A 20,562-nucleotide genomic window follows, 5' to 3' on the forward strand; every position below is an offset into this window, starting at 1 on the left:
TTCACGCACCCTCCTTCTCGGCCGTCGCAGTCTGGGACGCGGCCTTGGAGCGCAGGGTTGCCCGCCCGTTCGCGGGGGCTGTCCCAACTGCCCCATGGGCGCTCCGGTCGCGCGTCACGCGCGCCTCCTGACGGTCTGCCGTGAGACGTTGCGCGCGTCGAGACCGGACAGGCCGCGCACGGCGACGTACGCCTTCTCGTGACCCGGCAGGGAGACGCGGCCGCGCAGGACGGCCTCCGGTTCCCGCTCGATGCGGTCGAGGAGGCGGCGGTAGATGCCGGCCATGGCGGCGACGCAGGCACCGCTGCGCCGGTCCAGCAGGGGAAGCAGCCGGTAGCCCTCGGCGAACAGGGCGCGGGCGCGGCGGACCTCGAAGTGGACGAGGCCCGCGAAGTCCGATCCGGCGGGCGGCTCGGAGCCCGAGAACCCGGCGGAGCAGCCGAACGTCGCGAGGTCCTCGGCGGGCAGGTAGGTCCGCCCGCCTTCGGCGTCCTCGCGAACGTCCCGGAGGATGTTGGTGAGTTGGAGCGCGAGGCCGAGCGTGTCGGCGTACTCCGGCGCGCGCTCGGCATGGAGCGCCCCCCGCTCCGTACCGAACACGCCGAGGGAGAGCCGCCCGATCGCCCCGGCGACGCAGCGGCAGTACTCCTTCAGGTCGTCCCAGGTCTCGTACGTCTCGCCGCGTACGTCCATCAGGACGCCGTCGATGAGTTCGTCGAGGCCGCTCATGGGGATCGGGAAGTGCGCGGCGGCGTGCGCGAGGGCGACCGCCACCGGGTCGGTGTCGTCCTCGGCCACCTCGCCCTCGCGGATGCGGGCGAGGAGCTTGCGCGTGTCGTCGAGCCGCTCCGCCTTGACCCGCGGTGCGAGCGCGCCGTCGCCGATGTCGTCGACGCGGCGGGAGAGGGCGTACAGCGCGGACATGGCGCGCCGCTTGGGCGCCGGCAGCAGCCTGATGCCGTACGCGAAGTTCCGTGCTTGCTGCCCGGTGATGGTCTCGCAATAGCTGTAGGCGGCGAGTACCGGCGCCGACACGTGCTGATCCGACTCCACGGCCCGGCTCACCCCTCTCCTCGCAGAACCGCCCCTGCCTCGCGCAACAGGCGGGGCTTGGTGGGCTTGGGTGGACCGGGAAGTACGTCGTGTCCGGCGGCGACGATCGCCTGGACCGCCGCCCTCCCCCCTGCCACGAAACCGGCCAGCAGCAGCTTCAGCCTGCCGTGGACGCTACCCACCAGAGGGGTGCCTTCATTCAGGAGGCCGCGGGCGCGTTCCGTTTCGTACGCGACCAGTGCGCGCACCGATGCGCCTGCTGTGGGCGCGGCCAGGTCGGCCTCGCTGACGTGGAAGAGCGACATGTCCTCGATGGGCAGGTAGATACGGTCGCGCCGCAGGTCCTCTGCGACGTCCTGGATGTGCTCGACGATCTGGAGGCCGGTACAGACGGCGTCCGAGCGGCGGAGGCGTTCGGGGGTCGCGGTGCCGGTGATGGCGAGGACCAGGCGGCCGATGGGGTTGGCCGAGAGCGCGCAGTACGCCATGAGGTCGTCGTACGTCTCGTAGCGGGAAACGTGCTGGTCCTGGCGGTTGGCCGCGATCAGGGCGAGGAAGGGCTCGGGGGTGAGGACACCGCGCTCGGCCGCCGGCGCCAGCGCCCGCACCAGCGGGTGGCCGGCCACGCCGCCTTCGAAGAGCGTGCCGAGATCGGCCTCGACGCCGTCGAGCAGCCGCAGCGGATCGCGGGCGTCGGCGGGGTCCACACCGAGGCTGCGGGCGTGCCCGGCGCCGGGGGCGAGGTCGCTGTCGCCGATGTCGTCGATGAGCCGCACGACGCCGTAGACGGCCATGAGCTCCTCGCGCCAGGCCCGGGGCAAGAAGAAGGGAGCCACGGGGAAGTTCTCGTGCGCGGCCTTGTCGAGGACGGCGGATGCATCGCGGAGGTGGAGATCATCCGTAGCCATTGCCGTCACATCTCCCGTTCTACACCGCCGACCCAATACATCCTATTTCGGACACGCCGCCCAGCCCTGGCCGAGACGGGCCGTGGCCCGGCCGGGGCGCCGCGCGATATCGCCCCACTTGCCGCGAATCAGCACCGGTACAGCTTACGTTGTACAACCCCGCACGCATCGTCGGGGTGTTCGGCACATCACAACAACACACCGATCGGCATCAACCTTGCCCGCACGCCGCCGAGTTGAGAGCCCGGTGGGGCGCGGCGGGGCCGGAGACACGGCAGGGCCCCGCCGGGAAGATCCCTGCGGGGCCCTGCCCCCGAACGAGTACGTCCGCGATGGCGCAAACGGGCTACTCGCGCGTGAACAGACGACCTACTTGCCCGTGAACTTCTCGTACTCCTTGATGACCTCGTCGGTCGGGCCGTCCATGCGCAGCTCGCCGCGCTCCAGCCAGAGCACGCGGTCGCAGGTGTCACGGATGGACTTGTTGTTGTGGCTGACGAGGAAGACCGTGCCGGCCTCCTTGCGCAGCTCCCGGATGCGGGCCTCGGAGCGCTTCTGGAACTTGCGGTCGCCGGTGGCCAGGGCCTCGTCGATCATCAGGACGTCGTGGTCCTTGGCCGCGGCGATGGAGAACCGCAGGCGGGCCGCCATGCCCGACGAATACGTGCGCATCGGCAGGGTGATGAAGTCACCCTTCTCGTTGATCCCGGAGAAGTCGACGATCTCTTCGTAGCGCTCCTTGATCTGCTCGCGGGACATGCCCATCGCGAGCCCGCCGAGGATGACGTTGCGCTCACCCGTCAGGTCGTTCATCAGGGCCGCGTTCACGCCGAGCAGGGAGGGCTGGCCGTCGGTGTAGACCTTGCCCTGCTCTGCGGGGAGCAGGCCCGCGATGGCGCGCAGCAGGGTGGACTTGCCCGAGCCGTTCGAACCGATCAGGCCGATGGCCTCGCCGCGGTAGGCGGTGAAGCTGACGCCGCGCACGGCGTGCACCTTGCGTACGCCGCGCTCCTCGCCGCGCCTGAGGATGCGGCTCAGCGCGGAGGTGGCACTGCCCTTGCCGGTCTTCGCGCCGTTGACACGGTAGACGATGTGCAGTTCGTCGGCGATGACGGTGGGGATGTGCCCCTGGGAGGCTCCGGGAGCCTTGTCGAGGTTCGTTTTGTCGTCAGCCACGGCCGTACCGCTCCTCAGCCTTCCAGAAGTACACGAAGCCGCCGACGGCGAGCAGGACGGCCCAGCCCGCCGCGATCGCCCAGGCCCACTGCCCCATCGGCAGGTACTTCTCGCCGTAACCGTCGATCAGCGCGTACCGCATCAGGTCCATGTAGATGGCGGCCGGGTTCCACTGGAGGAAGTCCGCGATCCAGGCCGGCTTGTCCTGGAGCATGACGGGGATGGAGAACATCACGCCGGACGCGTACATCCACGTACGCATCACGAACGGCATCAGCTGCGCGAGGTCGGGGGTCTTGCTGCCCAGCCTCGCCATGATCATCGCGAGGCCGGTGTTGAAGAGGAACTGGAGCACCAGAACCGGGAGGATCAAGAGCCACGACAGTTTCGGGTAACTGCCGAAGCCGATCGTGATGACGAACAGCACGATCATCGAGAAGAGCAGTTGCTGGAGCTGCTGGAGCGAGAAGGAGACCGGCAGCGAGGCGCGCGGGAAGTGCAGCGCGCGCACCAGGCCGAGGTTGCCCGAGATCGACCGGACGCCCGCCATCACCGAGCTCTGCGTGAAGGTGAAGACGAAGACGCCCGTGACCAGGAACGGGATGTAGACCTCGCGCTCGAAGCCCCGGTCGGCCTCCAGGATCAGGCCGAAGATCAGGAAGTAGACGAGCGCGTTCAGGAGCGGCGTCGCCACCTGCCACAGCTGGCCCAGCTTGGCCTGGCTGTACTGGGCGGTGAGCTTGGCCTGGGAGAAGGCGACGATGAAGTGGCGCCGCCCCCAGAGCTGGCGGACGTACTCGAAAAGTCCGGGCCGCGCGCCGCTGACGGTCAGACCGTACTTGGCGGCGAGTTCGGCGCGGGAGAGCCCGTCATCGGGCGGCGGTGTCGACGGGGATGCTGTCACCGCGACTCCGCCGTCATGCGTTGTCTCACTCACGAGTGGAAACTTTCGTCTTCAGGAGCGCAGCCGGTCGGGCGTAGGCCTGGGCCAGGGACCGGGGTATGGCCCAGATGCTCTCAGATCCGAGCTTGTCAGATGACAGGAGGTCGGCCCAGCCGCGTCAGCCGCCACACCGTACGCCACTTCATGGGCGTACGCGGGCCGCACGGCGTCGTCCAGCCCTCCTTGAAGCCGCCGAACCAGGCCTTCAGCGCCGGTCGCGAGGGGCGGCGGGCGAGGGTGAGGAGCAGCCAGACGCCCAGGTAGACCGGGATGAGCGGCGCGGGGAGGTTGCGGCGGGCCAGCCAGACGCGGTTGCGGGCCACCATGCGGTGGTAGACCGCGTGCCGGGAGGGGGCGGTCGTGGGGTGCAGGAGCACCATGTCGGACCGGTAGTCGATCATCCACCCGGCGTTCAGCGCGCGCCAGGCGAGGTCGGTCTCCTCGTGCGCGTAGAAGAACTCACCGGGCAGCGGGCCGACCTCGGCGATGACCTTCGTACGGACGGCGTTGGCGCCGCCGAGGAACGTCGTCACGCGCGAGGAGCGCATCGGGTCGGAGGCCCGCAGCCGCGGCACGTGGCGCCGCTGGGTGACGCCCGTATCCGGGTCGGCGATGCGGAAGCTGATGATGCCGAGCTCCGGGTCGGCGGCGAAGGCCTCGCGGCACAGCTGGGCCGTGTCGGTGTGGGCCAGCAGACCGTCGTCGTCCAGGAAGAGCAGGATGTCGACGTCGGTGCCGCCGGGGCCGAAGGCCTCGATGCCGACGTTGCGGCCGCCGGGGATGCCGAGGTTCTCGGGGAGTTCGATCGTGCGTACGACCGACGAGTACGCCGCGACGTCCGGCACCGGGGCGCCGTTGCCGACCACGACCACCTCGACCCGGTCGCCGTCCTGCTTGGCGACCGAGTCGAGGAGGGCGCGCAGCTCCTGCGGCCGGTTGCCCATCGTGATGATGACCGCGCCGACTGTCAGCTCTTGTGCCGGGGTGCCCTGGGTATCCGGGGTGCTCACTTCAACCTGCTCGATACGAGGATGGACACGAGGTGGAGCACAGTCTGGAGCATCGCGATGCCCGCGAGGACCGCGACACCGACGCGCGAGAAGAACAGGTCGCCCCGGGCCTGGTCCACGATCGCGAGGACCAGGATCAGCAGGGACGCCTCGACGCCGAGGATCAGCCGGTGGAACTTCAGCGCGGCGGCGGCCTTGCGGGCCAGCGCCATACCGGAGGAGCGCGGCTCGGACGCCGACTCCTTGACCGGTTCCTTGCCCGTCTGGTGGCGGGCGACACCGACGAGGTCGGTCTCGGCCTTGATCAGGATCGCGCCGAGGGCCGCCAGGGTGCCGAGGAAGGCCCACAGCCAGTCGATGCGTCCGGTGCCCCACAGGTCGGCGGCGCGCAGACCGAAGCCGACCAGGACCGCGGCGTCGCACAGGTAGGCGGCGACGCGGTCGAGGTAGACGCCCGCCATCGAGTACTGCTTCTTCCAGCGAGCGATCTCACCGTCGACGCAGTCGAGCAGCAGGTAGAGCTGGACCGCGAGCACGCCGAGCACGGCGCCCGTGATCCCCGGCACCAGCAGGGCCGGGGCGGCGAGGGCGCCGGCGACGGTCATCACGTAGGTCAGCTGGTTGGGCGTGACCCGCGTGTTCACCAGGTGCCGGTCGATGCGCAGGGAGACCTCGCGCATGTAGAGCCGGCCGGCCCAGTGTTCGCCGCTGCGTCGGTCCTTCACCCCCGGGGGGTGAACGACCGGGCGGAGCTCAGCTACCGATGGCTTTTGCATAGTCGGCGTATGCGTCCCTGATCTGGTCGGTGGACAGGTCGAGGTGTTCCAGGATCGTGTAGCGGCCCGGGCGGGTCTGCGGAGCGAACTCCACGACCTTCACGAACTCGTCCACGGTGAAGCCGATCTCCTCCGGCAGCACGGGCAGGCCGTGGCGGCGCAGCACCTGGGCCATGTACGCGGACTCCTCGCGGGCACCGCGCAGGTGCATCGCGAAGGCCGCGCCGAGGCCGCACTGCTCGCCGTGGCTGGCGGCGCGCTTGGGGTAGAGGAGGTCGAAGGCGTGGTTGATCTCGTGGCAGGCGCCGGACGCCGGGCGGGAGTCGCCCGACACGGACATCGCGATGCCGGTGAGGACCAGACCTTCGGCGAGGACCTGGAGGAAGCCGTCGTCGCCGACCCCGCCGGGGTGGCGCAGGACGGCCTCGCCTGCCTGGCGGGCCATGGCGGCCGCCAGGCCGTCTATGTCCTCGCCGCGCTCGCGGGCGGCCAGCTCCCAGTCCGCGATCGCGGAGATGTTGGAGAGGGCGTCGCCGATGCCGGAGCGGACGAAACGGACGGGCGCCTCACGGATCACATCGAGGTCGATGACGACCGCGATGGGGTTCGGCACGCCGTACGAGCCGCGGCCCGCGTCGTTGTCGAGGGTCGCGACGGGCGAGCAGAGGCCGTCGTGCGACAGGTTCGTCGCGACGGCGACCAGCGGCAGGCCCACGCGCGCCGCGGCGAACTTGGCGCAGTCGATGATCTTGCCGCCGCCGAGGCCGACGACCGCGTCGTAGCGGCCCTTCTTCATGGCGTCGGCGAGCTTGATGGCGTCATCGAGGGTGCCGCCGCCGACCTCGAACCACTCGGCGCCGGGCAGCGACGGCATGAGGCGGTCGCGCAGGACCGCACCGGAGCCACCGCTGATGGCGATGGCGAGCTTGCCGGTCGACGAGCAGATCCGCTGGTCGGCGAGGACACCGGCCAGGTCGTTGAGCGCCCCCGGCCGGATGTCGACGACGACCGGCGAGGGGATGAGCCTCGTCAGTACTGGCACGCGATCTCCCTGCCCTTGGCGAGGTCGTCGTGGTTGTCGATCTCGACCCACTTGATGTCGCCGATCGGGGCCACGTCGACCTTGAAGCCGCGGTTGACCAGCTCCTGGTAGCCGTCCTCGTAGTAGAGGTCGGGGTCGCGCTCGAAGGTGGTCTTCAGCGCGTCGGCGAGCTCGTCGGCCGCGGAGCCCTCGATGAGGGTGACGCCGATGTACTCGCCGGTGGCCTCGGAGGGGTCCATCAGCTTCGTGATGCGCTGGACGCCCTTGGCGTCGTCGACGATGACCTTCATCTCCTCGTCGGCGAGCTGCTTCACCGTGTCGAGGGCGAGGATGATCTTCTGGCCGTTGCCGCGGGCGGCGAGCAGCGTCTTCTCGACGGAGACGGGGTGCACGGTGTCGCCGTTGGCGAGGATCACGTCGTGCTTGATGGCGTCACGGCCGCACCACAGGGAGTAGGCGTTGTTCCACTCCTCGGCCTTGTCGTTGTCGATCAGGGTCAGCTTGAGGCCGTACTTCGCCTCCAGAGCCGCCTTGCGCTCGTAGACGGCCTCCTTCTTGTAGCCGACGATGATCGCGACCTCGGTCAGACCGATCTCGGCGAAGTTGCCGAGCGTCAGGTCGAGGATGGTCGTGTCGCCGTCGACGGGCACCAGGGCCTTGGGCAGGGTGTCCGTGTAAGGGCGAAGACGCCGTCCGGCGCCGGCCGCCAGCACGAGGCCGATCATGCGGGTTCTCCTTCATCGTGTACGGCGGGTGCGCCACGCTTGTGAGCGGTCACCCAGAAGTGGATGCTCTCGACGAGCACCACGAGTGCCACGGCCACGGCGAGTGCCGTGAGCGCGACGGTGAAATCTGTGGCGGGCAGCAGGGCCGCTGCCAGCGCGACCACGAGGGTCCTGCCCTCCTGGCCGCCGATGGCGCGCACCAGCCAGGCCGGCGGCGCGCCGGTACCGCCCTTGATGCGGTACACCGTGTCGTAGTGATGGTAGGCGACCGCGGCCACCAGTCCGAAAGCCGCCGGAAGCGCCCCGTTCACGTCGGCTTTGGCCGCCAGGACAAGGACCGTGCCGTATTCGGCGGCGCGGAAGAACGGCGGGACCAGCCAGTCGAGGGGGGCCTTGAGGGGCATGGCCAGGGCGAGGCCCGACAGGGCGACGTACAGCGCGGCGGCGGCCACGACCACGGGGCTGCCGTAGGGGTTGCTCAGCGCCGCGCCGACGAGCGCGGCGCCGCCGACGAAGGCGAGCACGGGGGCGGCGCGCAGCCAGGCACCCGGCTTGAGCGCGGCGAAGGCCGAGGCCAGCGGGCCGTTGTCGGCGAGGTCCGCCAGGGCTCCGGCGGCGCGGTCGGTGCGGGCGGCCTTGCGGGTCACCGAGCGCAGGACGCGGCCGGCCGTGGTGTAGCAGGCGGCGAGCGCGCAGCCGATGAGCAGGACGACGAGGGTGACGCGCGGGGTGGTGACCGCGGTGAGCACGGCGATGAGCGCCCAGCGCTCACCGATGGGCAGCACGATCATCCGGCGCACCCAGACCGTCCACCCGACGCTGTCGAGCTTGTCGGAGAGGGCGGCGGTGGGGCTGGTGTTGGCGGTCGTGGCGGTGCTGTCGGTGCTATCGGAGTTCGCCTCGTTGAAGGCGAAGTCGACGACGTGCCGGCAGGTCTGGAGCACCATCGCGCCGAGCGCCAGCGCCCATACGTCGTCTCCGCCGCGAGCGGCGCCGAGCGCGAGGCCCGCGTAATAGGCGTACTCCTTGGCGCGGTCGAACGTCGCGTCCAGCCAGGCGCCGAGCGTCGAGTACTGCAGGGAGTAGCGGGCGAGCTGTCCGTCCGTGCAGTCCAGGACGAAGGAGAAGATCAGCAGCAGGCCGGCGGCGACGAAGCCGCCGCGCGTCCCGGTGGCCGCGCAGCCCGCCGCGATCAGGGCGGTGAGCAGCGAGGCGGTGGTGACCTGGTTCGGGGTCAGGCCCCGGCGGGCGCACCAGCGGGCGATGTAGCGCGAGTACGGGGAGACGCAGTACGTCGTGAAGAAGCCGTCCCGCGACTTGACCGCGGTGCGCAGGCGGACGGCCTCGTCGTCGACGGCGGCGACGGCTTGCCGGGCTTCGTTGCGCGTCTGCGGGTCGGTGGGGACGGTGGCGACGAGGGTGCCGAGTTCGGGGCGGTGTACGTCCGTGCCCTCGGAGGTCTCGGACTCCATGGCCGCGGCGATGGAGTCCGGGAGCGAGGCCGCGGTCTCGGCGCTCGTCCGCAGCGCGTGCGTCAGGGCCGTGCGGGCCGCCGGCTTCGCGGTGACGGCGCCGGGCACCGCGGAGGCGGCGAAGCGGGGGTCGGTGAGGGCCAGGCGCAGCGCGTGGACGTGACCGACGAAGCGCGCGTCGACGACGGCGACGCGCTGGTCACCCGGCACGGCGGCGAGCAGTGTCGCCACGTCCGCCGCGTCGGAGGCGACCCGCACGTCGAAGCCGAGGGACCGCAGATCGCCTTCGAGCGGCGACCCGGGGACCGGCTGACCGGTGAGGATGGCGGTCGACAGACGAACTCACTCCTTGAGTCCCGGCGCGGCTCGCGCCGGGCACGTGCGTAAGGGGGGCGCCCCTGGCACGGCGGCCGGGCGGCACGTCGGCAGAGGCTATCGGATGATGAGAAGCGGGCGTTCACCGCCCGTTCACGCCCCGATAAGGGCGGCCTGCGAGGGCCTCGGCCTGCGCGATCATCATGGTGGATGGGGGCCCGCCCCTCCAAACCGCGCCGGGATCGTGCCCGGCTTGCCCGCATAGGGTTCGCTTAGGGTGGTCGCCCATGACATGGCTGATCACCGGCGGGGCCGGATATATCGGGGCACATGTGGCGCGGGTCATGGCCGGTGCCGGAGAGGACGTCGTCGTCCTGGACGACATCTCCTCGGGAGTGCCGCAGCGGCTGCCCGCGGACATACCTCTCGTGAGGGGGTCGGCGCTCGACGGCGGCCTGTTGCGCCGCCTCTTCACCGAGCACGGCGTCACGGGGGTGGTCCACCTCGCGGCGCGCAAGCAGGTCGGCGAGTCCGTGGAGCAGCCGCTGCGCTACTACCGGGAGAACGTGGGCGGCCTGGTCACGCTGCTCGACGCGATGGCCGAGGCAGGGGTGCGGCGGCTCGTGTTCTCGTCGTCGGCCGCGGTGTACGGCGATCCGCCGGACGTACCTCTCGTCGGGGAGGACACGCCCTGCGCGCCCGTCAGCCCGTACGGCGAGACGAAGCTGGCCGGGGAGTGGCTGGTGCGGGCGGCCGGGCGGGCGCACGGCATCGGGACGGTGTGCCTGCGCTACTTCAACGTGGCGGGCGCGTCGGCCCCCGAGCTCGCGGACACCGGGGTCCACAACGTGATCCCGATGGTCTTCGACCGTCTCACCCGCGACGAGCCGCCGCGGATCTTCGGCGACACCCATCCGACGCCGGACGGCACGTGCGTACGCGACTACGTCCATGTGTCCGACCTGGCGGAGGCGCACCTGGCGGCGGCCCGCCGCCTCACGGACGGCGCCACGGGCGACCTGACGGTGAACATCGGCCGGGGCGAGGGTGTTTCCGTACGCGAACTGATCGATCTCATCGGCGAGGTGAGCGGTGACCGCCGCCCGGCGCTGGTCGAACCGGCCCGTGCCGGTGACGCGCCGCGGGCCGTGGCGGACGCGCGGCTGGCCGCAGAGGAGCTGGGCTGGACGGCGCGGCGCGGCGTGCGCGAGATGGTCGAGTCGGCGTGGGCGGGGTGGTGTCTGCACCACCCTCCGGCCCGTCGCGACTGATTACCCGATCATCACGGATCATTACGGAGCCCTGACCTGCGCCCCTTCCCCAGACGGCAATCGTTGCCATTTTCGCAGGTCAGGGCAGATGACAACGGTGTTCAGTGCCGCGTTGCCAGATACCCCCACCCGTAGTTCACTGTGGTCGCGCGACGACCGAACAACAGACCGATGACGGACGCGGGAGGCGGGCTCCATGGGGGCTGGGCACGATCACGGACACACACACGGGGCAGCGGCGACGGGAACGGCGGCCCAGGCCCACAAGGGGCGGCTCCGTATCGCCCTGGTCATCACGGTCATCGTGATGTTCGCCCAGATCGTGGGCGGCCTCATGGCTGATTCGCTCGCGCTCATCGCGGACGCGACGCACATGGCGACGGACGCGCTGGGGCTCGGCATGGCCCTGCTCGCCATCCACTTCGCGAACAGACCGCCCACCGAGAGCCGCACCTTCGGCTACGCCCGCGCCGAGATACTCGCCGCGCTCGCCAACTGTCTCCTGCTGCTCGGCGTGGGCGGCTACGTCCTGTACGAGGCGGTCGAGCGGTTCGTCACGCCCGCCGAGACGCAGGGCGGCCTCGCCGTCTTCTTCGGCGCCTTCGGCCTGGTCGCGAACATGATCTCGCTGTCGCTGCTGATGCGCGGCCAGAAGGAGAGCCTCAATGTGCGCGGCGCCTTCCTGGAGGTCGTGGCGGACACCCTCGGCTCCGTCACGGTCATCGTCTCGGCGACCGTCATCATGCTCACCGGCTGGCAGGCGGCGGACCCGATCGCCTCGCTCGTCATCGGCGTCATGATCGTCCCGCGTACGGTCAAGCTCCTGAAGGAGACCTTGAACGTCCTGCTGGAGTCGGCGCCCAAGGGCGTCGACATGGCGGAGGTGCGGGCCCACATACTCGACCTGCCGGGTGTCGAGGACGTCCATGATCTGCACGCCTGGACGATCACCTCGGGCATGCCGGTACTCTCCGCGCACGTCGTCGTGAGCTCCGACGTCCTCGATTCCATCGGCCACGAGAAGATGCTCCACGAACTACAGGGCTGCCTGGGCGACCACTTCGACGTGGAACACTGCACGTTCCAGCTGGAACCGAGCGGTCACGCGGAGCACGAGGCGAAGCTCTGCCACTGACGGACATGCGGGCCGCGGAGTGCCTGGAGTGTCCGGAACGTACGGCAGACTTGAGGCTCGAAGACCGAAGCGAAGGATGGGTATGCCGATCACACCTGCCACCGCGGCGAACAGCTCGTCGAACGGCACCGGAGAAGCGATCTTGCTCGAACTCGTCGACGAGGACGGCAGGACGATCGGCACGGCGGAGAAGCTCTCCGCTCACCAGGCGCCCGGGCAGCTGCACCGGGCGTTCTCCGTTTTCCTCTTCGACGAGCAGGGGCGGCTGCTGCTCCAGCAACGCGCCCTCGGCAAGTACCACTCCCCCGGCGTCTGGTCGAACACCTGTTGCGGCCACCCTTACCCCGGCGAGGCGCCGTTCGCCGCGGCCGCCCGGCGCACGTACGAGGAGCTCGGGGTGTCGCCCTCGCTGCTCGCCGAGGCGGGCACCGTGCGCTACAACCACCCGGACCCGGACTCGGGGCTGGTGGAGCAGGAGTTCAACCACCTCTTCGTGGGGATGGTCCAGTCGCCGCTGCGCGCGGACCCCGCCGAGGTGGGCGAGACCGCGTTCGTGACGGCCGACGAGCTGGCGGCGCGGCACGAGAAGGAGCCGTTCTCCGCGTGGTTCATGACCGTGCTCGACGCGGCGCGGCCCGCCATCAAGGAGCTGACGGGCCCCTCCGCCGGCTGGTAGCCCCCTGCGGCCGCTAGCCGCCGCAGGGCTTCAGGGGCAGGGCCGCCCAGATGACCTTGCCCCCGGTCGCGGTGTGCTCGACCTCGCAGGCACCGCCCGCCTCCCGCGTGACCTCACGCACCAGGAGGAGTCCGCGGCCGCCCGTCTGCCCGTGGTCCGCCACCAGGGCCGTCGGCCGGTAGGGGTGGTTGTCCTCAACCGAGACCCGCACCCATTCGGCGCCGACCGCGACCTCCACCGCGAGCATCGGTGAGAGCAAGGCAGCGTGGCGCACCACGTTGGTGACCAGCTCCGAGACGATGAGCAGCAGCCCCTGGATCAGCTCGTCCGATGCCGGTACGCCCTGCCGGGCCAGCAGGTCGCGCACCGCGTGCCGCGCCTGGGGGACGGAGGCGTCGACGGCGGGGGCGGTGAAGCGCCACACCCCTTCGTACGGCACCTGTGCCTCGCCCCTGGGAAGTGGGCCTGGCCCCCTCCCGTCGTTCTCCATCGTCCGGTCGCCGCCCTCGCGCTCGATTGTCACCACACATCGAGTGTTGGGAACGCACTGCTTCGGACTGTGCTACTGACCAGAAGTCAGCGATTATCGACGGGATTTGATCGGTGGCGTATGACAGCGTCAGTTGTACGACTGATCCTGTCCCCCTTGCTCACTCTTCCCGGTTTCTTCAGGTTGTACGAGGCTGACGATCCCGCGGCCCCCGATGCCGGTGGCGATCAGCCCCAGGCCGTCGAAGAGCAGCGCCAGGGAGAAGAAGCAGCCGATCACGTACTGGCTGCTGCTGGGCCATTCGGCGAGGACGAGGATGCCGAGCAGCAGGCCGAAGGCGCCCTGCACCAGCGTCCAGCCGAACTGCGGGCCGCGCACCACCAGGCTGCCGACCAGGCGGAACACTCCGCCCGTGAGGAAGAGCAGCGCCGCGAACATGGTCAGCGCCTCCGCCGCCACGTCGGGCCTGCGGATGATCACGACGCCCGCCGCGAGGTTCAGCGCCGCGACCACCACGCCCAGCCAGAAGAAGTTGCTGCCGCGCGACTGGACGGCGTGCAGCAGGCCGACGAGACCGCCGACCAGCAGGAGCCAGCCGAACAGCAGCATCGAGGTCAGCGTGGCGAGGCCGGTGTAGACGAGGCCGATGATCCCGGCGACCGCGAGGACCACGCCCAGCACCGCGAGCCAGCCGAAGCTGCGGCTCAGCCGCTTGCCCTGGGCCTGCGCCGTCGCGCTCCGCGGCCTCGTGGACGTGGGGTCCTTCCGTCTGGCCATCAGCGTCTCCGTATCGCTCGGCTCCCCTTCTTGATCGTACGTTCGAGGGGTGCGGATAGCATCCGGCGCATGGAGCCCCAGCTGCGGCACACCGTCACGGACGGCGTCGCCACCGTCGTCATCGATCATCCGGCCAAGCGCAACGCCATGACCGAGGACATGTGGCGCCAGGTGCCGCCGCTCTTCGCGCAGCTGGCCGCCGATCCGGCCGTACGCGCCGTCGTGCTCACCGGCGAGGGCGGCACCTTCTGCGCGGGCGCGGACATCTCCTCCCTGCGGGAGTCGGCGCAGACGGCGCAGGACCTGGCGGTACGGGCCGAGGAGGTGCTCGCGGCCTTCCCCAAGCCGACGCTTGCCGCCGTGCGGGGCTACTGCGTGGGCGGCGGCTGCCAGCTGGCAGGGGCGTGCGACCTGCGCTTCGCGGACGAGGCCGCCTCGTTCGGGGTCACTCCCGCCAAGCTCGGGATCGTCTACCCGGCGTCGTCCACCCGGCGCCTGGTCTCGCTGGTGGGGCCCGCCACCGCCAAGTACCTCCTTTCTCGGGCGAGTTGATCGGCGCCGAGCGGGCGCTGCGCACCGGCCTGGTGGACGAGGTGCTGCCCGCGGGCGGCCTCGGCGAGCGGGTCGCGGAGTTCGCCCGGATCCTCGCGTCGCGCTCCCAGCTGACGCAGGCGGCGGCCAAGGAGTTCGCCGCCGGGCGCGCCGACCGGGAGGCGTACTGGATGGACCAGGCGCGCGGCAGCGGCGACACCGCCGAGGGGGTCGCCGCCTTCCTGGAGCGCAGGCGGCCCCGGTTCACGTGGAGCGTTCAGGCCGACTGAGCGTCGTCGGACGGGCTTTCGAGCACCGGGCCCAGCCGTGCGAGCGGGGACGCGGCCATGAGCAGCGGGGAGAGCAGCATGCCCGCGGCCGTCACCAGGAGGCCGGTGCGCAGCCCCCACTCCTGTGCGAGGAGGCCGCCGAGCAGGGAGCCGGGCGGGGTCATGCCCATGCCGACGAAGGTGATCGTCGCGGCGGCGCGCCCCTGCATCCCGGTCGGCGTGAGGGTCTGACGCACCGCCGTCATCGTGACGTTCACCAGCTGACCGAAGGTCCCGAACACGAAGTTGACCGCGAGGAGCGCGGCCAGGGTCACCGCCGAGGAGCCGTGCAGCGCGGGCACGCACAGCAGCACGCCGTCGCCGAGTGCCGCCGCGGTCACGAGGAAAGGCGGTTGTCACTGCCCGAAGCGGCTCCCGTCACGGAACCTCGCCACGAGGTGCGCGGGCGCCTTCTCCGGGGAACCGGCGTCGTAGGGCGGCTGCGGGTCGTACTCGGTCATGAGCTGTACGGCCTGCGCGTGCTCGTCGCCCGCGATCCTGCCGGCCAGCGTGAGCCCCATGTCGATGCCCGCCGAGACACCGGCCCCGGTGACGTACTTGCCGTCGAAGACGACCCGCTCCCCCGTCGACCGCACGCCCAGCCGGTCCAGCTCGGGCAGGGCGAGCCAGTGCGAGGTGGCGCGGCGGCCCTTGAGGAGGCCGGCGGCGGCGAGCGCCAGGGAGCCGGTGCACACGGAGGTCGTCCAGGTCGTGGTGGCGTCGACGGCGCGGAGCCAGTCCAGGAGCGGTTCGTTCTCCAGCTGGTCGCTCACTCCGGGGCCGCCGGGGACGACCACGATGTCGGGGCGCCGGACCTCGGCGAAGGAGTGGTCGGCGACGAGCGCGAGGGTGCCGCTCTCGTCGCGCACCGGGCCCGCCTGGTCGGCGACGAAGACGGTCTGGGCGCCCGGCAGGCTCTTCAGCGTCTGGTACGGGCCGATCGCGTCGAGGGAGGTGAAGCGTTCGTAGAGGGCGATGGCTATCCGCATGGGTCTGTCCCTATCGGTGGTGGGTGGGCGTGAGGGGCGGGTCCGGTGGTGCGGTGGGGTCCGGGGTGGGGTGGAAGCGGCGGCGGTACTCCGCGGGTGCCGCGCCGAGTGCCTTGACGAAGGCGCGGCGCATGGCCTCCGGTGTGCCGTAGCCGCACGCGCGTGAGACCTCCTCCACCCCGTCGGAGGTGTCCTCCAGGAGCCTGCGGGCGTGTTCGACGCGCACGCGCTCGACGTATGTGCCCGGTGTCAGCCCGGTCTCGGCCCGGAAGGCGCGGGCGAAGTGGCGGGGCGAGAGGCGGGCCCGCGCGGCGAGCACGGCCACCGACAGGTCCTCGGCCGGATGTTCGGTGATCCACTGCTGGACCTCGCGCAGCGGTTCGCGCCGCGCCGTCTGGGAGGAGAGCTGGACGCTGAACTGAGCCTGGTTCCCCGGGCGGCGCAGGAAGACGACCAGGTGCCGGGCGACGGTCAGCGCCACCTCGCGGCCCAGGTCCTCCTCCACGAGCGCCAGGGCGAGGTCGATCCCGGCGGTGACCCCGGCGGACGTCGCGACATGACCGTCGCGGACGTAGATCGGGTCCGGGTCGACCTCGATGCCGGGGTGGTCCTTGGCGAGCTTGGCGCAGTACGCCCAGTGCGTCGTCACCCTGCGGCCCTCCAGGAGGCCCGCCTCCGCGAGGCGGATGGCGCCGGTGCAGACCGACACCAGGCGCCGGGCGCGGGGACCGTGGACGCGCAGCCAGCCGGTCAGCTCCGGGTCCGGGAAACGCGTGCCCATGCCGCCCGGGACGAGCAGCGTGTCCGGGGCGGGGGCGTCGGGCAGCGCGCCGTCCGGGACGAGGGTGAGACCGCTGGATGTCCGCACGGGGGCGCCGTCCATGGAGGCGGTGCGCACCGCGTATCCGCCGTCGAAGCCGTTAAGGCTGCCAAGGCTGCCAAGGCTGTCAACACAGCGTGTCGCGCCTGTGAAGACCTCCACGGGGCCCGTGACGTCGAGGCTCTGGACGCCTTCGGAGAGGACGACCAGGACGGTTCGCTGTTCCATGACCCGATTCTTGGGCGCCCCGGAGACGGCCGCAATGACGAGTACCCCACCTTTCCTGCCATCGGGCAACCGTCGCACGACGCCATACCAACCAGTAGGTACCGTGCCCTCATGACCTCTTCGACGACCTCGTCCCCGGCCGCCTCGCCCCACCCGCGCGCGGGACGCCGCTGCCACAACGTCCTCAACTCCCTGCACTCGACGCACTACTTCTCGCCGGACGTGACCCGGGAGCTGGCCGCGCTCGGGATAACGCACCCCAGCGCCGTCAACTTCGCGGTGCGCGCGGCGGCCCTGGGCGCCGTCGGCGCGGGAACCGTGACCGCCGCCTTCTACAACTACAAGCACGAGCTGGTCGCGGCGCACGTGCCCGAGGTGTGGAGCACCGCCGCGCCGAAGGACGTCCTCGCCGCGCGGCTGCGCGCCGTCGACGCGACGCTGCGCGGGCTCATCGGCGAGGACGCCGTCGCCTCCCCGGAGATGGCGGAGGCGGCCGGGCTCGCGCTGCGCGCCGCCGAGGCCTGCACCCGCACCGCGCGTCCGCTGTACTCCGCCCACGCCGACCTGCCCGTCCCCGAGGAGCCGCACCTCGCGTACTGGCACGCGGCGACGCTGCTGCGCGAGCACCGCGGCGACGGGCACCTGACCGTCCTGCTCGGTGCCGAACTCGACGGCCTCGAAGCCCTGGTGAGCCACACCGCCACCGGCAAGGGCATCACTCCGAAGTGGCTCTTCTCCACCCGCGGCTGGAACCAGGAGGAGTGGGACGCCGCCGAGGAGCGGCTGCGCGGACGGGGACTGCTCGACGCCGAGGGCGAGTTGACGGAGGCCGGTGTGGCGCTGCGCCGGGACATCGAGGCGGAGACGGACCGTCTGGACCGTGCGCCCTACGCACACCTGGGCGCGGCGGGCGTCGAGCGGCTGACGGAGCTGGGCACCGCGTTCATCGGTGCGGCGTTGCGTGCGGGGGCGTTCCCCGCCGATCTGGTCGGCAAGCGCTGAGGACACTCCGGCGGGACGCGTCGGCGTGGCACGGCGGCATGGCAGGACGTGGCGGCATGGCACGGCGGCTCCGAGGTACCCGTACGTCTCCTGGCCGCCACCCCGGCCGCGCCGGGAGACGAAAGGGGAATCCTCATGTTCCGTGCCATCGCGGACATACTGCGTCAGATCGCCGGCGCCCTCGCCACCGTCGTCACGCTGCCGTTCCGGGCGGTGGCCCGGCTGTTCGGCGGAGCGTCCAGTTCCGCGGGGCGGGGCGGGCGGGGCACCGGCCGGCGTTCCGGCCGCGTGGGCCGCGCCCGCCGGGTCTGATCACCCGCTGTCGGCGCCACCTGCCACAATTGCCCGGCAACCTCAGTGAGAAGGCGGTACCGGAACGTGGCAGCTTTGACGACGTCCACCCCCTCGTCCATTCCCTCGTCCATTCCCTCGTCCATTCCCTCGTCCATCGAAGGCAGGATCGCCGAGGAACTCGGCGTGCGGGAGCGGCAGGTGAAGGCCGCCGTCGACCTGCTCGACGGCGGCTCGACGGTGCCCTTCATCGCGCGCTACCGCAAGGAAGCGACCGAGATGCTCGACGACGCGCAGCTGCGCACGCTCGAAGAGCGCCTGCGCTATCTGCGTGAGCTGGAGGACCGGCGCGCCGCGATCCTCGACTCGGTCCGTGAGCAGGGCAAGCTCACCGAGGAGCTGGAGGCGCGGATCCGCGAGGCGGACACCAAGGCGCGCCTTGAGGACATCTACCTGCCGTTCAAGCCGAAGCGGCGCACCAAGGCGCAGATTGCCCGCGAGGCGGGGCTCGAACCGCTGGCCGACGGGCTGCTCGCCGACCCGGGCGTGGAGCCGCAGGCCGCCGCCGCGGCGTTCGTGGACGCCGACAAGGGGGTGGCGGACCCGCAGGCCGCCCTGGACGGAGCGCGCGCGATCCTCGCCGAGCGCTTCTCCGAGGACGCCGACCTCATCGGCGAGCTGCGCGAGCGCATGTGGGTCCGCGGGCGCCTCGTCGCGAAGGTCCGCGAGGGCAAGGAGGAGGCGGGCGCCAAGTTCGCCGACTACTTCGACTTCGCCGAGCCCTTCACGGAGCTGCCCTCGCACCGCGTCCTCGCCATGCTGCGCGGCGAGAAGGAGGAGGTCCTCGACCTCGTCCTGGAGCCGGAAGAGGCTGACGCCGCGCCGGGGGCGCCTTCGTCGTACGAGGGGATCGTGGCCCAGCGCTTCGGCATCGCCGACCGGGGCCGTCCCGGTGACAAGTGGCTTCAGGACACGGTGCGCTGGTCCTGGCGGACCCGCATCCTCGTGCACCTCGGCATCGACCTGCGGCTGCGGCTGCGTACGGCCGCCGAGGACGAGGCGGTGCGGGTCTTCGCGTCGAACCTGCGGGACCTGCTGCTCGCGGCGCCCGCGGGCACGCGCGCGACGCTGGGCCTCGACCCCGGTTTCCGTACGGGTGTGAAGGTCGCCGTCGTCGACGCCACGGGCAAGGTCGTCGCCACCGACACGATCCATCCGCATGTCCCGGCCAACAAGTGGGACCAGTCCCTGGCCACGCTCGCGCGGCTCGCCAAGGAGCACGCGGTCGAGCTGATCGCGATCGGCAACGGCACGGCCTCGCGGGAGACCGACAAGCTCGCCGCCGATCTCATCGCGAAGCACCCGGAGCTGAACCTCACCAAGGTGATGGTCTCCGAGGCCGGCGCCTCCGTGTACTCCGCATCGGCCTTCGCCTCGCAGGAGCTGCCGGACCTCGACGTGTCCATCCGCGGCGCGGTCTCCATCGCGCGACGCCTCCAGGACCCGCTCGCCGAGCTCGTGAAGATCGACCCGAAGTCGATCGGCGTCGGCCAGTACCAGCACGACCTGTCGGAGGTGAAGCTGTCGCGTTCGCTCGACGCCGTCGTCGAGGACTGTGTGAACGGCGTGGGCGTGGATGTGAACACCGCCTCGGCACCCCTGCTCGCCCGCGTCTCCGGCATCGGCTCCGGCCTCGCCGAGAACATCGTGGCGCACCGCGACGCCAACGGCCCGTTCAAGAGCCGCAAGGGCCTCAAGGACGTGCCCCGGCTCGGCCCCAAGGCGTACGAGCAGTGCGCCGGCTTCCTGCGCATCCGTGGCGGCGACGACCCGCTGGACGCCTCCAGCGTGCACCCGGAGGCCTATCCGGTGGTGCGCAAGATGGTGAAGTCGGCGGGTGGCGCGGTCGCCTCGCTGATCGGGAACACGGCCGCGTTGCGTTCGCTGCGGCCCGATGAATTCGTGGACGAGGTCTTCGGGCTGCCCACGGTCACGGACATCCTGAAGGAGCTGGAGAAGCCCGGGCGCGACCCGCGACCCGCGTTCAAGACGGCCACCTTCAAGGACGGCGTCGAGAAGATCTCCGACCTGGCCGCCGGGATGGTGCTCGAAGGTGTCGTCACGAACGTCGCCGCGTTCGGCGCGTTCGTGGATGTCGGCGTCCACCAGGACGGTCTGGTGCACGTCTCGGCGATGTCCAAGAACTTCGTCAAGGACCCGCGGGACGTGGTCAAGCCGGGCGACATCGTCAAGGTGAAGGTCATGGACGTCGACATCCCGCGCAAGCGGATCTCGCTGACGCTGCGGCTCGACGACGAGGCGAGTCCCTCGGGTTCCTCGGGTTCCTCAAGTTCCTCGGGTGACGCCGGTGGGGAGCAGGCGAAGCGGGGCGGGCGTCCGCCTCAGCAGCGGCGGCAGGGGCAGGGTGGTCAGGGGCAGCGCGGCGGCCAGGGGCAGCGCGGCGGCCAGGGCCAGCGCGGGCAGAAGCCGCAGCGGCAGGGCCCGCCGCCCGCCAACGACGCGATGGCCGAGGCGCTGCGGCGGGCCGGTCTGGTCGATCCGAAGCGGCGCTGAGCCTTTGGAGGGGCGCTGAGCTTTGGGCG

At 71.2% G+C, this 20,562-nt stretch carries 18 protein-coding genes and 3 pseudogenes; 7 read left to right on the plus strand and 14 right to left on the minus strand.

Going from position 1 to position 20,562, the window contains the following annotated elements:
• Nucleotides 1-114: 114 nt before the first annotated feature.
• From hpnD to ACOBQB_RS03690, 9 genes are all read right to left on the minus strand, one after another.
• Nucleotides 115-1,065 (minus strand): presqualene diphosphate synthase HpnD, encoded by a 951-nt coding sequence (gene hpnD, locus ACOBQB_RS03650; protein WP_423588722.1) that lies wholly within the window; start codon nt 1,063-1,065, stop codon nt 115-117.
• A complete protein-coding gene (hpnC, locus tag ACOBQB_RS03655) occupies nt 1,062-1,961 on the minus strand; it encodes a squalene synthase HpnC (RefSeq protein ID WP_423588724.1) in 900 nt (299 codons plus the stop codon). The genes hpnD and hpnC overlap by 4 nt, the downstream gene beginning before the upstream one ends.
• A gap of 369 nt (nt 1,962-2,330) precedes the next feature.
• Complete coding sequence (locus tag ACOBQB_RS03660) at nt 2,331-3,137, minus strand: ABC transporter ATP-binding protein (RefSeq protein WP_423588726.1); 807 nt, start codon at nt 3,135-3,137, stop codon at nt 2,331-2,333.
• Entirely contained in the window at nt 3,130-4,074 is a 945-nt protein-coding gene (locus ACOBQB_RS03665; protein ID WP_423588727.1) for an ABC transporter permease, read from the minus strand. The genes ACOBQB_RS03660 and ACOBQB_RS03665 overlap by 8 nt, the downstream gene beginning before the upstream one ends.
• A gap of 95 nt (nt 4,075-4,169) precedes the next feature.
• The gene (locus tag ACOBQB_RS03670) at nt 4,170-5,024 is read right to left on the minus strand and encodes a glycosyltransferase family 2 protein (protein WP_423590365.1); all 855 of its coding nucleotides are present in this window, start codon (nt 5,022-5,024) and stop codon (nt 4,170-4,172) included.
• A 62-nt stretch (nt 5,025-5,086) separates the two neighbouring features.
• A complete protein-coding gene (locus ACOBQB_RS03675; protein WP_423588728.1) occupies nt 5,087-5,866 on the minus strand; it encodes a CDP-alcohol phosphatidyltransferase family protein in 780 nt (259 codons plus the stop codon).
• Complete coding sequence (locus tag ACOBQB_RS03680; protein ID WP_423588730.1) at nt 5,844-6,908, minus strand: iron-containing alcohol dehydrogenase family protein; 1,065 nt, start codon at nt 6,906-6,908, stop codon at nt 5,844-5,846. Before ACOBQB_RS03680 ends, ACOBQB_RS03675 begins: the two co-directional genes overlap by 23 nt.
• Nucleotides 6,896-7,633, minus strand: coding sequence for a sugar phosphate nucleotidyltransferase (locus ACOBQB_RS03685; protein ID WP_423588731.1), 738 nt, complete (start codon nt 7,631-7,633; stop codon nt 6,896-6,898). The genes ACOBQB_RS03680 and ACOBQB_RS03685 overlap by 13 nt, the downstream gene beginning before the upstream one ends.
• Complete coding sequence (locus tag ACOBQB_RS03690; protein WP_423590367.1) at nt 7,630-9,441, minus strand: DUF5941 domain-containing protein; 1,812 nt, start codon at nt 9,439-9,441, stop codon at nt 7,630-7,632. Before ACOBQB_RS03690 ends, ACOBQB_RS03685 begins: the two co-directional genes overlap by 4 nt.
• A gap of 266 nt (nt 9,442-9,707) precedes the next feature.
• Between ACOBQB_RS03690 and galE the strand changes: the two genes are divergently transcribed.
• The 3 genes from galE to idi all read left to right on the plus strand — a co-directional run bounded on the left by galE (nt 9,708) and on the right by idi (nt 12,502).
• Nucleotides 9,708-10,691, plus strand: a complete 984-nt coding sequence (galE, locus tag ACOBQB_RS03695) for a UDP-glucose 4-epimerase GalE (protein ID WP_423588732.1) — start codon at nt 9,708-9,710, stop codon at nt 10,689-10,691.
• Between the two features lie 196 nt (nt 10,692-10,887).
• Complete coding sequence (locus ACOBQB_RS03700) at nt 10,888-11,826, plus strand: cation diffusion facilitator family transporter (RefSeq protein ID WP_423588734.1); 939 nt, start codon at nt 10,888-10,890, stop codon at nt 11,824-11,826.
• An 82-nt stretch (nt 11,827-11,908) separates the two neighbouring features.
• Nucleotides 11,909-12,502: an isopentenyl-diphosphate Delta-isomerase gene (gene idi / locus ACOBQB_RS03705; RefSeq protein WP_423588736.1), complete on the plus strand. Its 594-nt coding sequence runs from the start codon at nt 11,909-11,911 to the stop codon at nt 12,500-12,502.
• A gap of 13 nt (nt 12,503-12,515) precedes the next feature.
• On the opposite strand, the gene ACOBQB_RS03710 is transcribed toward idi, so the two are convergent.
• A complete protein-coding gene (locus ACOBQB_RS03710) occupies nt 12,516-12,992 on the minus strand; it encodes an ATP-binding protein (protein WP_423590369.1) in 477 nt (158 codons plus the stop codon).
• Nucleotides 12,993-13,121: 129 nt separating this feature from the next.
• On the minus strand, nt 13,122-13,769 hold the full coding sequence (locus ACOBQB_RS03715) for an HdeD family acid-resistance protein (RefSeq protein WP_423588738.1): 648 nt from the start codon (nt 13,767-13,769) through the stop codon (nt 13,122-13,124).
• A 69-nt stretch (nt 13,770-13,838) separates the two neighbouring features.
• Here ACOBQB_RS03715 and ACOBQB_RS03720 point away from each other — a divergent pair.
• Nucleotides 13,839-14,590 (plus strand): annotated as a pseudogene (locus tag ACOBQB_RS03720) (enoyl-CoA hydratase/isomerase family protein).
• Here the strand turns inward: ACOBQB_RS03720 and ACOBQB_RS03725 are convergent.
• The 3 genes and pseudogenes from ACOBQB_RS03725 to ACOBQB_RS03735 form a co-directional block, all read right to left on the minus strand.
• Nucleotides 14,578-14,973, minus strand: a pseudogene (locus tag ACOBQB_RS03725) (MFS transporter); the annotation flags it as partial. The pseudogenes ACOBQB_RS03720 and ACOBQB_RS03725 overlap by 13 nt on opposite strands.
• A 12-nt stretch (nt 14,974-14,985) precedes the next feature.
• On the minus strand, nt 14,986-15,618 hold the full coding sequence (locus tag ACOBQB_RS03730) for a DJ-1/PfpI family protein (protein ID WP_423588740.1): 633 nt from the start codon (nt 15,616-15,618) through the stop codon (nt 14,986-14,988).
• 10 nt (nt 15,619-15,628) lie between these two features.
• Nucleotides 15,629-16,666: a GlxA family transcriptional regulator gene (locus ACOBQB_RS03735; protein WP_423588741.1), complete on the minus strand. Its 1,038-nt coding sequence runs from the start codon at nt 16,664-16,666 to the stop codon at nt 15,629-15,631.
• A 111-nt stretch (nt 16,667-16,777) separates the two neighbouring features.
• On the opposite strand from ACOBQB_RS03735, the gene ACOBQB_RS03740 reads away from it, so the two are divergent.
• From ACOBQB_RS03740 to ACOBQB_RS03750, 3 genes and pseudogenes are all read left to right on the plus strand, one after another.
• Nucleotides 16,778-17,668 (plus strand): SCO6745 family protein, encoded by an 891-nt coding sequence (locus ACOBQB_RS03740; protein ID WP_423588743.1) that lies wholly within the window; start codon nt 16,778-16,780, stop codon nt 17,666-17,668.
• Between the two features lie 135 nt (nt 17,669-17,803).
• Nucleotides 17,804-17,932: pseudogene (locus ACOBQB_RS03745) on the plus strand (LPFR motif small protein); the annotation flags it as partial.
• A 171-nt stretch (nt 17,933-18,103) separates the two neighbouring features.
• Nucleotides 18,104-20,533, plus strand: a complete 2,430-nt coding sequence (locus tag ACOBQB_RS03750; RefSeq protein ID WP_423590370.1) for a Tex family protein — start codon at nt 18,104-18,106, stop codon at nt 20,531-20,533.
• The last annotated feature ends 29 nt before the right edge of the window (nt 20,534-20,562 follow it).

This window comes from Streptomyces sp. G5(2025) (assembly GCF_049542075.1).
Classification (GTDB): domain Bacteria; phylum Actinomycetota; class Actinomycetes; order Streptomycetales; family Streptomycetaceae; genus Streptomyces.

Coding starts and splice junctions, on each gene's coding strand:
- hpnC (WP_423588724.1), bottom strand. CDS start 1,961: ATGGCTACGGATGATCTCCACCTCCGCGATGCATCCGCCGTCCTCGAC.
- ACOBQB_RS03670 (WP_423590365.1), bottom strand. CDS start 5,024: ATGGGCAACCGGCCGCAGGAGCTGCGCGCCCTCCTCGACTCGGTCGCC.
- ACOBQB_RS03675 (WP_423588728.1), bottom strand. CDS start 5,866: ATGCAAAAGCCATCGGTAGCTGAGCTCCGCCCGGTCGTTCACCCCCCG.
- ACOBQB_RS03685 (WP_423588731.1), bottom strand. CDS start 7,633: ATGATCGGCCTCGTGCTGGCGGCCGGCGCCGGACGGCGTCTTCGCCCT.
- galE (WP_423588732.1), top strand. CDS start 9,708: ATGACATGGCTGATCACCGGCGGGGCCGGATATATCGGGGCACATGTG.
- ACOBQB_RS03700 (WP_423588734.1), top strand. CDS start 10,888: ATGGGGGCTGGGCACGATCACGGACACACACACGGGGCAGCGGCGACG.
- idi (WP_423588736.1), top strand. CDS start 11,909: ATGCCGATCACACCTGCCACCGCGGCGAACAGCTCGTCGAACGGCACC.
- ACOBQB_RS03710 (WP_423590369.1), bottom strand. CDS start 12,992: ATGGAGAACGACGGGAGGGGGCCAGGCCCACTTCCCAGGGGCGAGGCA.
- ACOBQB_RS03715 (WP_423588738.1), bottom strand. CDS start 13,769: ATGGCCAGACGGAAGGACCCCACGTCCACGAGGCCGCGGAGCGCGACG.
- ACOBQB_RS03730 (WP_423588740.1), bottom strand. CDS start 15,618: ATGCGGATAGCCATCGCCCTCTACGAACGCTTCACCTCCCTCGACGCG.
- ACOBQB_RS03735 (WP_423588741.1), bottom strand. CDS start 16,666: ATGGAACAGCGAACCGTCCTGGTCGTCCTCTCCGAAGGCGTCCAGAGC.
- ACOBQB_RS03740 (WP_423588743.1), top strand. CDS start 16,778: ATGACCTCTTCGACGACCTCGTCCCCGGCCGCCTCGCCCCACCCGCGC.